Consider the following 12,238-nt stretch of genomic DNA (forward strand, 5'->3'; position numbering starts at 1 on the left):
GCCATCTCCAGGTTTGGTATTCCTACACCAAGATCAGGATCTCCTGATATCTCCATATCCAGACTCTCTCTATTCTGAGTTCGGCACGCTGGCTGCCGAATGCGGAATGCTTGAAGTGCCGCATTACTTTCTTCATATAACAAGGTGGTTCAATGCACACTGGTGTTTCTCTTCGGCCTGGATATTCCATGCTTGCCTGGCTGCTGCTGGGTTCATCGCTTCTCTCCCCGCCAGCAATTGCCGGCGTCACCTTGGCTAAAATCCGCGATACCCAGACTGTCACGCTTGCCTATCGGGAAACAACGGCGCCATTCTCCTATCTGGATGCAGATAAGAAACCGATCGGCTTCACGCTCGACCTGTGCTCGAAAATTGTCGACGGCCTACGCCAGGAGTTGAAACTGCCGCAATTGAAGGTGAACTATCTGGCAGTGACGCCATCCACCCGTATCGCCGCCATCACCAGCGGCAAGGCCGATCTTGAATGCGGCACCACCACCAACAATACCGAACGGCGCAAACAGGTGGCGTTTACCGTGCCGCATTTTTTTGCCGGAGTGCGGATGGCGGTGCGGGCCGATTCCGGCATCAGGAATTGGGCCGACTTGCGCGGGAAAAAAGTCGTGACAACCAAGGGCACTACTACCGTCAAGCTGTTAAACGATAGAAATAAGGTGAGGGCGCTGGCCTTGAATCTGGTTGATGGTACCGACCACGCCGAATCGTTCAGCATGCTTGAAAAAGGGCAGGCCGACGCTTTCGTGATGGACGACGTTATCCTGTTCGGATTTCGCGCAAATATGAAAAATCCCGGAAAATTCGTGATCGTCGGCGATGCCTTGTCGGTGGAACCCTACGCCATCATGTTGACTAAAGACGATGCGGAGTTTAAGACATTGGCCGACCGGGCGATGGCGAACATGGAGCACGATGGCGATTTTCGCAAGATCTACAACAAATGGTTCATGAGCCCGGTGCCGCCGCTCGGCAAGAGCATGAATATGCCCATGGGATATCTATTGCGGGATTCGATTATTTTCCCAACCGATAAGGTAGGGGATTGAAAACGCACTGAAAATACAAAAAAACAAGGCAGCCATCGATATCGATGGCTGCCTGGCGTGCTCAGGTGCCGAGGCAAATCAAACCAGGAGAAATTCTCATCGGGCCTGCAGCACTGCTTACATCACCAGCGCTTGCTCTGCATCCAGTACCTTGCGGCGCGCCAGCGCCAGATTGGATTTGCTCTTGTCCAGAACCACATAAATGAACAGGCCTTCGTGCTTTTCTATCGGGCGCAAGATGTGATACTGCTTGCCGAGCGTAATCAGGATATCTTCGATGTTGTCTTTCAAGCCCAGGCTTTTCATGGTTTTTGTTTTGGCGCGCACGACCTCGGTATTGCCGGCCGCAGCCAGTTCCAGATCGACGCCGGAGCCGCCGGAGCCCAGGATCATGCCGCTATTGCTGTCGACGATTGCTGCCGCCAGCGCGCCATCGATGCTCAATAATGTGTCAACGATAACATTCATGTTACTCATATTTTCCCCTGCTTATATAGATAGTGGCGTTGAATGAAACAGAAACATTACCGTCGGCCGACCAACGCCGGTGATGTATGAAGCGAACTTAGAAACGGCTTGGCTTTATTGATTGAGTTCTAACTGCTGGATGAAATTGCTGACTATCTTGTCGACCGTCCATAGCGTGTGTCCCAGGATGGCGTCCCGATTGACAACGATGCAAAGCAGATAGGGATGTTGCATGCCGACTGGCCGGAAGATGATTTTCCCGTTCGGGGTTTCAAGCAGCAGGCGATCGCATCCGTAAAAATCCACTTCCCTGCCTACCGATCGCGCAATCGCCACCAGGGAGCTGGTCATTGCCGACAGGCGCACCGCGCTGAATTTCTGCGCCGGGTCGTAGATGGCGATTTCCTGGCCATCCAGGGTGGTCATGACTACCGTGGAGATGCCGTTCTGGGACATGCCGATTTGATTGAATACCTGATGGGCTGCGCTTGATGCAGAAGCTAGTTTGGCTTTCATGTCTCTTGATGGTTGAATTTATATGGTTACCAGCAACGAGGAAAATATATCCAGCGCGTCGAGCATTTGCGATTTTTCCCGTACGTCCGCAGCGATTACCGGTATCGGCATGCCGAGTATGTTGGTGATTGCCGATGCAAACCGGTCGGTCGCCTCGGCACTGATTGGGCGCGCCTGCAACAGCATGCATGGCATGCTCTCGGAAACCGATAAGACAGTGCGGATATATTGGGTTGCCACCTGAATCGCGTCTGGCTGGTTGGCGTCGACCATGATGATGACGCCGATAGACATGGACAGCAGCCAGCCGCGCACGAAGTCAAAGCGATCCTGGCCGGGGCTGCCGTAAATATGCAGTTGCTCGCCGCCATCCAGTTCTACCACACCGAAATCGGCGCCGACGGTGGTGCTTTCTTTGGCGTGGGATGACGGATCCATGTTGGGGACGTCGCAATCGACCATGAGATCGCCGCACAGAGAGCGGATGGCCGTGGTTTTTCCGATCCCCATCGGCCCTAGCAAAACAATCCGGAGTATGCACACTATGAGGTTTTCTCCAATTCTTGTGAGCGAGTCTTGCCTAGCCAGTGACTGATTTTTTTGACGAACAATCCGACGCCGCCTTCTTTTTGCTCAAGAGAGATCGGCCGCGATTCGTGTGCGATGCGGTCGCGAATGAGGAACACTTTATTTCTTTCGACAAGTGCGCTTTTCTTTCTCAATTCCTCAAGGAACAGAATGGCATCGCGTTCCGTCAAGCCGCCATAGGTCAACAGCCAGCCCCAGCTGATGTCTTGCTTTGTCATTACTGCCAGAATTTTTTTAAAACGGAGAGTAGAAAAACCGTGTTCGAGACTGACCCATTTCGAGATGCGGTAGGTGTTTTGTGAAAGCGGTTCGGATTCGGTAGCCGGGCCGTCTTCAGCGACTTTCATGTCGAGCAATCGCAAAGCAGCCCGATCCAATGCGTTGATCAAATCCGAAACGCTGAAATTGGGCGGTAACGTCATGTCGCCTTTACGGCCTGGATAAGCCGGGGATTCGGCAATCCAGATACACACACAGTTGGCCGGAAGTGGCTCACGAGCATTGAAAATATTCATGTCCAGCAGCGCCACCGAGGCGGATCCGAGATCGGATGCCTGCCACTGCGATATGGTTTTTTCATCCGCTATCTGCATCAGGAGGTCATAACGCAGGAATTCTTTTTCAGCCAGGTATTTGACGGATATGAAGGAAGTTTTACGCATCACGCAAACCGATTCGGGTGCAGCCAACAATGGCGATGGAGGTGAAGGTGGAGATGAAATCGCAGAATTGTGTGCCTGCACTTTCTAATTGCCAATTCGGCATGGTTCTTCCTTCAAAGACGCGGTAACTCAGTCGCCACTGCCTGACCGGGCCAGTGGCGGATGTAAAGTATGTGCATGCGACGTATGTTTTTCAATCGCTGGGCATATGGCAAGACTAAGCAATGCGATGGATAGGGGGTATCGGGGGATCTTGATATTTCTGTAGGTGCAGCGCTGTCAGCTGTAAGAATTTCCCTACCCTTGCTATGAAAATCTGATCGCCGCAGTTTGCTAAAACTGCGAATTCTTGTTGTTGTCGATCCAATTTCCAGCGGCCGGTCGCTGGAATTATTTGCGATGTTGAAGGAAATGCTTACATGGATTTCAGGATAGTCTGATTGGAATTTTCTTTGGCACTATGCACTATCGAATATAGGACCTAAGCAGATCCGGAAGCTAGCCAGAGGTAGCGACTAATGAGCCCAACTCTTCGAAAAATTTCTCCGCCTGCAATGAGTACGTCGGCGGCAAGCGCAATCGCAGGCAGGAAATTCTGTACCAATCACCAGGGAGAGGTAGCGGCAGGCGCGGGCAGTTACGTTTTGCGCAGAAATTCAAAGCGCTGGATCTGCTTTCGATGCCAGGAAATCATCGAAATCATCCGCTGCCGTAGTTGATAGCTACTTTTTGATAGCTACTTTTCAATATTTCCGATATTTGAATTTACGCTGCTTGAGCGGCCCTTGAATACATCGAACTATCTGTATGACATTTTGCAACTATTCGCGTTTTCAGACCGACGAGGTGGACAACATGGTGGAAAAGATTTCAGACGACGATGCTTTATTGCTGGCGCAGATATTGCGGTCTTTTAATCTGGACGAGACAACCAGTGCTGCACGATTCATAGAGAGCCTGACTTTCGACGCCGTTTTCCTTGAAGAATGGGAACGCATCTGCGGCCATCAGCCTCAGCTGCAATTTTACGGCACGCTCGCCGACGCCATTCTGGATGGATTGGCGAACCATAGCGATGTAGACAGCCTGGTGCGCGAAAAGGCCAACCAGTTGCTGGTTGAAATTGAAGCGCATTATGAATGGCTCAGCAAATATATGGCATCCTGCGGCGGCCGCGAAGTACGCCCAAGGAGGGAGTTCATGTCACTTTGACGAGATCGGGCTATACGGGATTGAGTTATTTCATCGCAGGAATTTCCCTATGATGCGAACTGCGCCAGCCGCAGCTCGCATCTTTCTTCATTGCACCCTCATTGCACCGTCACGTAGTAACTGCCAGCGTCCTGCCCACCGGCCAAAGTAACGCCGTTGCCACTGATGCTGGAGAACCCGCCGCTGACGCCGCCTGCCGCTTGCACCACCACGAAGCGGCTCCCTGGCGCCGGCGTTGAAGCAAAGTTGAGCGTCAGGCTGCCGGACAGGAAGGCCTGTCCGCCGACCTTCAGCTGATCGTTCACGCTACCCATCGATAATACGAGATTGCCGCTCGCGGTCTGCGTGTAACTGCCGCTGACATTGATCGCATGCTGGCTGCCGGCGGTTGCCAATGTCGCGCCGTTGGTGAGACTGCCGCTACCCAGTGCGGTGGCGCTGGCCACGCTTAGTGTGCCGCCGCTGATCGTGGTGCCGCCGCTGTAACTGTTGGCGCCCGACAGGGTAGTGTTTGCAGCGCCGGCCTGTTTGAGCGTGCCGCTGCCGCTGATGTTAGCCAAGGTGATGGCGCTCGATGTGTTGGCGATAATCAGTGTGCCGTTGTCGACGATGGCGTCGCTCAGGCTGCCGCTGGCGGATTCGGCGGTCAGCAGGCTACTGTCGCCGGTGTAGGTGGCCAGCGTGGTCTGGCGCGTGACGGCGCCATACGGCTCGGCCGCGGTCGGCGCCCCCACCGTTGCCAGCACCGCGCTGACCGGCGCCCCGTTGCCGATCTGCAGCGTGGCGCCGGCGCCGATGGTGGTAATACCGTTGTAGTTCTGCGGCATGGTCAATATCGCGTAGTTGCCGGCGGTGGCGGCGATGGTCAGATTGCCGGCGCCGGTCGAACCGTCGGCGTGCGGCCCGCCGCCGCCCCCTGTAATACCCACGTTGCAGCTGTACTTGCCGTTGTAATCGAACACCAGGGTCGAGCCTCTGTGCAGATTGATATAGGCATTTTTTACAGAGGAATCGGGCGCAGCGGGCGATGGCGCCGAAGGCAGGAAAAATTGATTGCTTGTGCCATCGCCCCACTGGGTGATGCCGCCCTCGATGTTGATGCCGCGGAAACTGGAGTTATGGCCACCGGTGAGACTGCCCGAGACATTTTGCACCAGCATGGTATTCAAGCTGGGATTGCTCAAGGCCGGCTTGAGCTGGTCGCCGCTGTTGCTGTAACTGTAGACGCCTGAAAAAATCACCAGGCCGGAATTGGTGTTGATATCGTCGCCGTAATGGCTTTCCCAGATTGTTTTCGGATACTTCAGCAGATGGCCCGCGGTATCGCCGAACAAGCCTTCCGGTGCGGCGGTGATGAACGACTCGTTGCTGAAAATGGTCGCGTTCGGCATCGAAAAAATCACATGGTCGACGCCGAAATAACCGCCGTAGAGTTGCGAGTACACGCCGCTGAACGGATTGTCGCCGACGAAACGGACGGTGCCGCCGGTGGCGCCGATGGGGGGCCGCCGGATGACGCCGCTACCGCTCAGGATACCCATATTGAGCGGCGGACCGGATTCCAGCACCAGAGTGCCGTCGATCTGGTAATTGTCGAGATTGATCGTAGTGCCGGCAGTGTTTGGAATGTAACTGCCGATGCTACCGCCGGTCGATGATGGCGTACCCAGTTGCAAGGTGGCGCCGGCATCGACGATCACTGCCGGTGGATTGGGATTGTGGATGACCCAGTAATGCACGTGGTTAGGATCGAAGGGGCTCTTGGTTTGCGTGGCGGTCTCGGTTTGTTGCGAGGCCGGCAGCGTGAAATTGCTGTCAGCGGTGAGAACTAGGGTGCCCGCGCCGCTCGGGGCGCGCAGCGTCAGCGTGCCGGCGCCGGAAATGACGCCGCTGTAAGTAGTCGTGCCGGCGGGGAGATTGACCACGGAATCGCCATTGAGGACGAGGTTCTGGTTGGCCAGGATGGCGGCGCTGATGTCGATCAGCGCTACCGCTGTTACTTGCGTAGTGGTCGAGCCGGTGACAGCAGTGGTAGCGCTTGTACTAGTTGTGTTGGTGGCAGTGCTGCCGCTCGAAGTGTTTGAAGTGCTGTTGGTTACGGTACCGGTCGTGGTGGCCGGTGTCGCTGGATTGGTGGCATTCGCCGTGTCGCCGCTGCTGGCGCTGTCACCGCCTCCGCAAGCGCTCAGCGTTGAGATCAAGGCAGCAGCAATCGCCGATGGAACATAGGTTTTTATTTTCATGACTTATGAGTGGGGAGTATGCAACATTTTGTTCAGAGCACGGACCGTGCCTGCCAAAACTGGGTAGATTTCCACGGCGAGAAGACAGGGAAGGGCGGTCGAAACTCGTCATTTCGACAGAGCAATTCAGGAATTCCCCCTCTTGAGTTCAATGCAGGTAATGCTGCTCCAAGTTGCCATTTGGAATTCAAAGAGTAATCAATATTGATGCGATGTCCCATAGGGAAATCTTGATTTCCGTGTAGGGATTGCCTGAATCGAGAAGGCGTTGCCATATCGACAGGCGTCGACGGACAAAGTGCGGGAAGCATGGGGAAAATTAACAGACGTCTTCGGTGCGCTGGCAGCCATCGCTCTGCTGGGCTTGGAAGCCTTACACCGCAAAAAAACTCCTGACTACTCCATCAATCTCCAAGGGGATTTAACAAAATTTATCCTTTTCGTGTCCAGATTTGACAGTCTCTGACAGTTGCCTGATTGATTGTAACTTACAGTAAATCCTGAGCTTAATTGCTGAAAAGCAATGTGCACGCGGGGATTTTTAACATTTGCAAGCCTGCATCGCGCAGCCTGTTGTTGCCCCCGCATTCCCTACGCAAAGGAGAAGGTATGAACAAGATTCACAGCAAGGTCTGGAGTCCCGCGCTGAACCAGTTTGTGGTCGCTTCGGAAATAGCCGCGTGCCGTCGTGGCGGCGCACCAGGGCAAGGCGGGCGCCGCTCATTGTTGCGCAGCCGGAGCCCGGCAGTGTTCGCTGCACTAGTGGCGTCGGGCTGGCTCGGATGGGCTTCGCTGGCGCAGGCGCAAGCAGTGGATTGCTCCGTGGCGCCTTACAATATATATAACAGCACCGCGTCGTGCATGGGTTTTCAGTCCGCGGCCAGCGGTACTGGAGCCACCGCGCTAGGATCGCTTGCGCACGCCAACGTGCTGGGCGCGCTGGCTGTGGGCTACAACTCTCTTTCCACCGGCCAGAACGGTATAGCCATGGGTTTCCAAGCCTATACCAACTCCATCAATGCCATTTATCTGGGGGCGCGTAGCGCTGGCGGCACCGGTGCGACCGCGGGCGGCGCGATTGGCATTGGCACCGATGTCACGGCTTCCGGCGCCAATGCCCTTGCCATGGGATCTCTTTCGATCAGTGCCGGCACCAATAGCGTTGCTTTTGCCAACAGCAGTTCGGTGGACGTGAACTCGGTCAACAGCATCGCCGTTGGTTATCTGGCCAATGTCGCTAACTCCAACAATGCCGTTGCTGTCGGCTCGGGCTCGACTGTGAGCGGAGGAACCCACGGGACGGCTGTCGGTTGGCAAGCCAATGCGAGCGCTCTCAACGCGATCTACCTGGGCGCGCGTACCGTTGGCGTAGGTGCATCCGGAACATCGGCCATCGCGATCGGTACGGATGTGAGCGTTGCCGGCTCCGAAGGCATCGGCATGGGATTGCAGGCGAACGCCTCGGCATTGAACGCAACCGCGATCGGCTCCTTCGCGACGGCCAGCGCAGAAAATACGATTTCCCTCGGCACCCAGGCGAACGCTTCGGCATTGAATGCAACGGCGATCGGCGGCAACGCAACTGCAAGCCTGGCCGCGCACGCGACCGCGGCGGGCGCGACAGCGATTGGCTCAAGCAGCGTCGCCGGCAACGCCAGCGCCTCGGCGGCCTCAACAGATTCCATTGCCATCGGCGGCCAGTCATCCGTGGCGGCTGCAGCCACTTCGGGTATCGCTATTGGTAAGGCCGCCACGGCGAGCGTCGGGATCAACACTATTGCGATCGGCAACACGGCTGGAGCGTCCAACACCAATTCCGTTGCGATTGGCTTCAACACCGTAGCCTCGGGTGTCGGCTCGCTGGCGCTGGGTGCTGACGCCACCGCTTCCGCCAATGCATCGGCCACCGATTCCACCGCGCTCGGCGCACAAACTACCGCCTCTGCTGTCAACGCGACCGCCGTCGGCATGAAGTCGACGGCCTCGGGCGCCAACTCCTTCGCCGGCGGCAGCACATCTTCCGCTCTGGCTGCATCCTCGGTGGCGATCGGCGATACGTCGTCGGTGGCGGCAACGGCGGGCCTGGGTTCGACCGCGATCGGCTATAAGTCGCAGGTGAAGGGAACCAGTGTCGGCGGCGTTGCGATCGGTAATCAGCAGGTCGCAAATGGCAACGGCGCAGTGGCGATCGGCGATCCGAATGTGTCCTTTGGTACGGGCGCCGTCACGATGGGAGCGAATAACACCGCAGCTGGCAACGCGGGCGGGACTGTTGCGGCCAATGGCGCCGTTGCAATCGGCAACAGCAACAGCGCGATTGGACAGGGATCGGTGGCATTGGGCAATGCCACATCGGCCCTTGCTGCCGGCGGCGTTGCCTTGGGCGATGCCGCCACGGCGAACAACGCCAAGGACGTCGCGCTGGGTTCTGGTTCGACAACGGCGGTGGCGGTCGGCACCGGCAGCGTGACGCTGGGCGGTACGGTCTATAACTTTGCCGGTACCAACCCAGCCAGCACCGTGAGCGTGGGCGCAGTCGGAAGCGAACGCACCGTCACCAATGTCGCGGCCGGGCGCATCTCGGGCACCTCGACCGACGCCATAAACGGCAGCCAGCTGTACGCCACCAACCAGGCCGTCCAGGCTATCGCGGCCAGCACGCCTCTCCACTACTACAGTGTGAACGATACCGGCACGCAGCAGGCGAACTACATAAACAATGGCGCCACCGGCAACAATGCCGTAGCGGCAGGTGTCGCGGCGAGCGCTTCGGGAAATCGATCCATTGCGATGGGCTTCCAAACCCAGGCGAGCGCGACACAGGCCCTCGCGATCGGCGATGGAGCGACGGCTTCGGGCAGTCAGACGACCGCGCTCGGCGCGGGCGCGGTGAGTTCCGGCAGCAGCGGCTCGACCGCGGTTGGCGTCAATAGCGCAGCTAGTGGGGTCAATAGCGTGGCGGTGGGCGTGTTCTCGAACGCGACCGGCGCCACCTCCGCGGCCTTCGGCCCCGCTGCGCTCGCCGCGGCTGACCGCGCTACCGCATTCGGGCCCTCGGCGCAGGCTCGTGCCGTATCCACCGTGGCCTTCGGCGACACGACGGTAGTGGCCGCCGCAGCCGGCCCCGGCTCCATCGCCGGCGGCCACAACTCGCAGGTAAGCGGCGGCACCGGCGCGGTGGCGCTGGGCGAGGGCCAGCTCGCCAATGGCAACGGCGCGGTGGCAATTGGCGATCCCAACAGTGCGACCGGAACCGGTGCGGTGACAGTCGGCGCCAACAACACCTCGAACGGACAGGGAGCGATTGCCGTCGGCAATTCCAACAGCGCAATCGGGCAAGGTTCTATCGCCTTGGGCAACGCATCGACCGCTGCGGCCGCCGGCGGCATTGCGCTTGGCGATACGGCTAATGCCGTGCTGGGCAACGGCGTGGCGATCGGCGCCAATTCAAATGCTAACAATGCGAATGATGTGGCGCTCGGAGCGGGTTCGACCACTGCGGCGCCGCATACCGGCACTACGGCGCAATATGGCGGCACAGCTGCCGGCGTAGAAGCAGCCGCTTCGACCAATGGCGTGGTGTCGGTTGGCGCGGCGGGCACCGAGCGCCAAATCCAGAACGTGGCGGCGGGCGTGATTTCGGCCACCAGCACCGACGCCATCAACGGTTCGCAGCTGAACTCGGTGGTCACCGGCGTTAACAATCTGGGGACGACGACGGCGAGCACACTGGGCGGCGGTGCTACCTATAATTCGGCGACCGGCAATGTCGCTGGTTTCAGTCAGCCGATCGACAGTGTCAGCGCTACCGGTGCAGTGACTGGACCGACGGCGCAGACAACAATCGCGGGGGCCTTGAGCGCGTTGAATACCAACGTCGACAACACGGCCAATATCGCGGTCAAGTACGATGCCGCAGGCGGCACCAAGATCACCTTGGGCGCAACCGGCGGAGCGGGGGCAGGTGCGCCGGTAGCCATCACCAACATGGCGCCGGCGGCATTGAATGCAACCAGCACCGATGCGGTGAACGGGTCGCAACTGTTTGCCACTAACCAGAATGTGACGGCGATTACCACCGGCAAGGCAGGTCCGTTTGTATCCGACAACAGCGTGACGGCGGTGCAACCGGTGTCGAGTGGAGCGAACGCGAGCGCCGGCGGTTTCGGTGCGAGTGCGACGGGCGCGTCCTCGACGGTGCTGGGCAATCAGTCTACCGACAACGGCAACGCCAACGCGACGGTACTGGGTCAGGGCGCGAGCATTGCAGCCGGGACCGCCGGCAGCAATGTGGCGCTGGGCCAGGGCAGCACAGTAGCAGCCGCAGCGGTGCCGACGACGGGTGCGACCGTAGGCGGCACATCCTATGCGTTCGCCGGCGGCGCGCCGGTAGGGGTGGTATCGGTAGGCAGCGCAGGCAACGACCGTCAGATCACCAACGTGGCAGCCGGTCAACTGAGCGGCACAAGCACGGATGCGGTGAATGGCAGCCAGCTGTTTGCGACCAACCAGCAGGTGACCAGCAACACCACCGCCATCACGAATATCAATAACGGCGGTGGGATTAAATACTTCCACACCAATTCCACGCTGGCTGATAGTTCGCCAACCGGTACCGATGCGATTGCAGTGGGGCCTGCGGCCAATGCCTACGGTAACGATTCGATAGCACAAGGCTTGAACGCAGTGGCCGGTGTCAACGGCACACCGGCGACGGCCAATGACATTGCCTTGGGTAATGGCGCACAAGCGACTGGCGGCAATTCGATTGCAGCCGGACAAGGAGCCAAGGCGAATACGGCCGGGGCGATAGCGATCGGTCAGACGGCAACAGCGACAGGCGGTAAGGCCGTGTCGATCGGCGTTGGCAATACGGCCAGCGGCAACGGTGCAGTCGCTATCGGCGATCCAAATACGGCCACCGGCACCGGCGCCGTGGCGATGGGCGCTAACAATACTTCCAACGGTCAGGGCGCGGTAGCGCTCGGCAATGCCAACACCGCGACCGGCCAGGGTTCGGTAGCGCTGGGCAACACCAGCAGCGCGGCAGCGGCCGGTGCGGTGGCGCTGGGCGATACTGCGGTGGCCGCCAATACCAATGACGTAGCGCTGGGTTCTCACTCGACAACGGCAGCGCCGCATACAGGCACCACGGCGCAGTATGGCGGAACAGCGGCTGGCATTGAAGCAGCCGCTTCGACCAATGGCGTGGTTTCGGTCGGTGCAGCGGGTTCTGAACGTCAGATCCAGAACGTGGCTGCTGGCGTGATCTCAGCAACCAGCACCGACGCCATCAACGGTTCGCAGCTGAACTCGGTGGTCACCGGCGTCAACAACCTGGGCACGACGACAGCAAGCACCCTGGGCGGCGGCGCTACCTATAATCCGGCGACCGGCAATGTCGCTGGTTTCAGCCAGCCGATCAACAGTGTCAGCGCTACCGGTGCAGTGACCGGACCGACGGCGCAGACAACAATCGCGGGGG

8 protein-coding genes are annotated in these 12,238 nt (G+C 58.5%); 3 read left to right on the forward strand and 5 right to left on the reverse strand.

From position 1 onward, the window contains the following. Window positions 1–188: 188 nt before the first annotated feature. Window positions 189–1,064 (forward strand): amino acid ABC transporter substrate-binding protein, encoded by an 876-nt coding sequence (locus VNZ60_RS05425; protein ID WP_325657400.1) that lies wholly within the window; start codon window positions 189–191, stop codon window positions 1,062–1,064. Window positions 1,065–1,181: 117 nt separating this feature from the next. On the opposite strand, the gene VNZ60_RS05430 is transcribed toward VNZ60_RS05425, so the two are convergent. From VNZ60_RS05430 to VNZ60_RS05445, 4 genes are all read right to left on the reverse strand, one after another. Further along, entirely contained in the window at window positions 1,182–1,541 is a 360-nt protein-coding gene (locus VNZ60_RS05430) for a hypothetical protein (RefSeq protein ID WP_325657401.1), read from the reverse strand. Window positions 1,542–1,646: 105 nt separating this feature from the next. Beyond that, the gene (locus VNZ60_RS05435; protein WP_325657402.1) at window positions 1,647–2,048 is read right to left on the reverse strand and encodes a roadblock/LC7 domain-containing protein; all 402 of its coding nucleotides are present in this window, start codon (window positions 2,046–2,048) and stop codon (window positions 1,647–1,649) included. 18 nt (window positions 2,049–2,066) lie between these two features. Next, the gene (locus tag VNZ60_RS05440) at window positions 2,067–2,558 is read right to left on the reverse strand and encodes a GTP-binding protein (protein ID WP_325657403.1); all 492 of its coding nucleotides are present in this window, start codon (window positions 2,556–2,558) and stop codon (window positions 2,067–2,069) included. 32 nt (window positions 2,559–2,590) lie between these two features. Next, complete coding sequence (locus VNZ60_RS05445; RefSeq protein ID WP_325657404.1) at window positions 2,591–3,298, reverse strand: hypothetical protein; 708 nt, start codon at window positions 3,296–3,298, stop codon at window positions 2,591–2,593. A gap of 855 nt (window positions 3,299–4,153) precedes the next feature. Here VNZ60_RS05445 and VNZ60_RS05450 point away from each other — a divergent pair. Further along, window positions 4,154–4,510 (forward strand): hypothetical protein, encoded by a 357-nt coding sequence (locus VNZ60_RS05450; RefSeq protein WP_325657405.1) that lies wholly within the window; start codon window positions 4,154–4,156, stop codon window positions 4,508–4,510. A 98-nt stretch (window positions 4,511–4,608) separates the two neighbouring features. Here VNZ60_RS05450 and VNZ60_RS05455 read toward each other — a convergent pair whose 3' ends face one another. Then, on the reverse strand, window positions 4,609–6,753 hold the full coding sequence (locus tag VNZ60_RS05455) for an autotransporter-associated beta strand repeat-containing protein (RefSeq protein WP_325657406.1): 2,145 nt from the start codon (window positions 6,751–6,753) through the stop codon (window positions 4,609–4,611). A gap of 609 nt (window positions 6,754–7,362) precedes the next feature. Here VNZ60_RS05455 and VNZ60_RS05460 point away from each other — a divergent pair. Continuing rightward, window positions 7,363–12,238 (forward strand): ESPR-type extended signal peptide-containing protein (locus tag VNZ60_RS05460; RefSeq protein ID WP_325657407.1); only part of this gene is annotated, 4,876 nt, incomplete at its 3' end.

The organism is Collimonas sp., from assembly GCF_035566375.1.
Lineage (GTDB): Bacteria > Pseudomonadota > Gammaproteobacteria > Burkholderiales > Burkholderiaceae_D > Collimonas.

Bases quoted from the DNA above. Each gene is read 5' to 3' on its own strand.
- VNZ60_RS05425 (WP_325657400.1), top strand. From the start codon at position 189: ATGCTTGCCTGGCTGCTGCTGGGTTCATCGCTTCTCTCCCCGCCAGCA.
- VNZ60_RS05430 (WP_325657401.1), bottom strand. From the start codon at position 1,541: ATGAGTAACATGAATGTTATCGTTGACACATTATTGAGCATCGATGGC.
- VNZ60_RS05435 (WP_325657402.1), bottom strand. From the start codon at position 2,048: ATGAAAGCCAAACTAGCTTCTGCATCAAGCGCAGCCCATCAGGTATTC.
- VNZ60_RS05440 (WP_325657403.1), bottom strand. From the start codon at position 2,558: ATGGGGATCGGAAAAACCACGGCCATCCGCTCTCTGTGCGGCGATCTC.
- VNZ60_RS05445 (WP_325657404.1), bottom strand. From the start codon at position 3,298: ATGCGTAAAACTTCCTTCATATCCGTCAAATACCTGGCTGAAAAAGAA.
- VNZ60_RS05450 (WP_325657405.1), top strand. From the start codon at position 4,154: ATGGTGGAAAAGATTTCAGACGACGATGCTTTATTGCTGGCGCAGATA.
- VNZ60_RS05455 (WP_325657406.1), bottom strand. From the start codon at position 6,753: ATGAAAATAAAAACCTATGTTCCATCGGCGATTGCTGCTGCCTTGATC.